The organism is uncultured Fibrobacter sp. (genome assembly GCF_937877005.1).
Taxonomy (GTDB): domain Bacteria; phylum Fibrobacterota; class Fibrobacteria; order Fibrobacterales; family Fibrobacteraceae; genus Fibrobacter.
In genome coordinates, this window is record NZ_CALEFV010000209.1 from 1 (window position 1) to 1,660 (window position 1,660).

General features: G+C 46.6%; 2 protein-coding genes. One reads left to right on the forward strand and one right to left on the reverse strand.

What is annotated here, in order from left to right; translation table 11 throughout:
* Positions 1-273: 273 nt before the first annotated feature.
* Positions 274-1,011, reverse strand: a complete 738-nt coding sequence (locus tag Q0628_RS09585) for a hypothetical protein (RefSeq protein ID WP_298770481.1) — start codon at positions 1,009-1,011, stop codon at positions 274-276.
* Between the two features lie 123 nt (positions 1,012-1,134).
* Between Q0628_RS09585 and Q0628_RS09590 the strand changes: the two genes are divergently transcribed.
* Positions 1,135-1,545, forward strand: a complete 411-nt coding sequence (locus Q0628_RS09590) for a GtrA family protein (protein ID WP_298770482.1) — start codon at positions 1,135-1,137, stop codon at positions 1,543-1,545.
* Positions 1,546-1,660: the final 115 nt, after the last annotated feature.

The following is a 1,660-nucleotide window of genomic DNA, read 5'->3' on the forward strand; positions in this document are numbered from 1 at the left end:
AAACAAGAGGATTTTGAAAAAATTTATCAATAATTAAAGAAAAAAGTGGACAGTGGTTAGTGGACAGTGGACAGAAAGATGCGGGCAACTAATTTTGTTTATCGAATAATTCTTTCGTATAGAATTTTTAGCAAATAAATAACGGGATATTAATGAAGTTCCCTTCGTTATATCCCGCTTTCATTATATTATTTACTAAATCAATGCTCTTTTTATTCAATTAAATTATCATTCGCATCTTTCTGACCACTGACCACCGACCACTGTTCACTATTAATTCCACTTCACTCCACTCTCATCCACATTCGCGTCGTTTGATGCCGAAGACGAGATCTTCGCATCCTTATCACCGATAAAGATGACAAGTCCGTTGAGCGAAGTGGGCATTTTGAGGGTCAGAACACCTTCAATATTGAGGTACTCGCCCGAGTTCAAACGGAGTGACGTGCTTTGCGCAATCGAATCAAAGTTGCGGCAATGCTTTGCCTCGCTCGACATTCCGCCAGAGGGCATAAGCGCGAGGACGTAGCCGCCCGTGTAGTCATATCCCCTCTCGGTATCGATCGCGGAGTTTCCGCCCGAGGTCGAAAGGCATACGCGACCGTCGCTCAATATGGCCGAGACTTCGATGACAGCGACCGTCGGCGCAGGCACAGCGCCTGTACGCACGAGGTAGCCCATTTTGCCGAGGTGGGCATCGATATACTTGATTTGACCCGCGTTAATCGCCTTGCGCAAGCTCGGATTGCTCTGGTAAGGCATTCTAAGCGACACCGCCTGCGCCCGGGCTAAAGCCCCGTCGCAGCTGTCGCCAGTCGACGCGCCCGAAAAAAGCGTTACCTTGAAAGGCTTGCCTTCGGCATGCAACTTTTCGGCACGTGCAGCCAAAGCCGTCGGAACCTCTTTGGGGTAACCCGCCAAGGTAAAACCAGAAACCCCGAGCACATCACCATCGTTAATCATTGCCGCGGCATCGGCAGCCGAACACTTCTTCGAGTCAATCCAATTCATAGTAGCATAAAGATAGTCATTAGTCGGTAGAACTTAGACCGCTACGCTCTTAGAACTTAGAATTTGTTTCACTTCTAAGTTCTAAGTTCTATCAACTAAGCTCTATTTCCTACATTTTTCCATGTGAAGCATTTCATCAAGTACAATATCATCGGCGTCATGAACACGCTCATTACCCTCGCCTCGGTCTGGATAATGCACCAGATGCTCGACTGGAACCTGGAACTTTCGAATTTTCTCGGGTTCATTTTCGGCGCCATCAACAGCTACTTGATGAACCGCATCTGGAATTTCAAGAGCCATAACAAAAAACGCACCGAAGTCATCCGATTCATTATCGTGTTCCTTGCGGCCTACGCCTTGAACTTTGTCACGCTCGAAGCCTCCGTCTACGTTTTAAACACCGCCTGGTGCAAACCGTTTACCGACTTCATTTCGCAATTCATGAAACCCGGCTTTTTTGCAAACATTGTCGCGAACGGCGTGTACGTAGTTGCAAGCTTTACGCTGTATAAGAAGTGGGTGTTTAAATAGGTGTGTAATGGGAAGTGTGGGGTGTGAGGTGAAGTATCACTCATTTTACATTTATCATTCCACATTAAAAAACGCTCGCTAATAGCGAGCGTTTTTTGCAGCTAAGCTGCAGTAA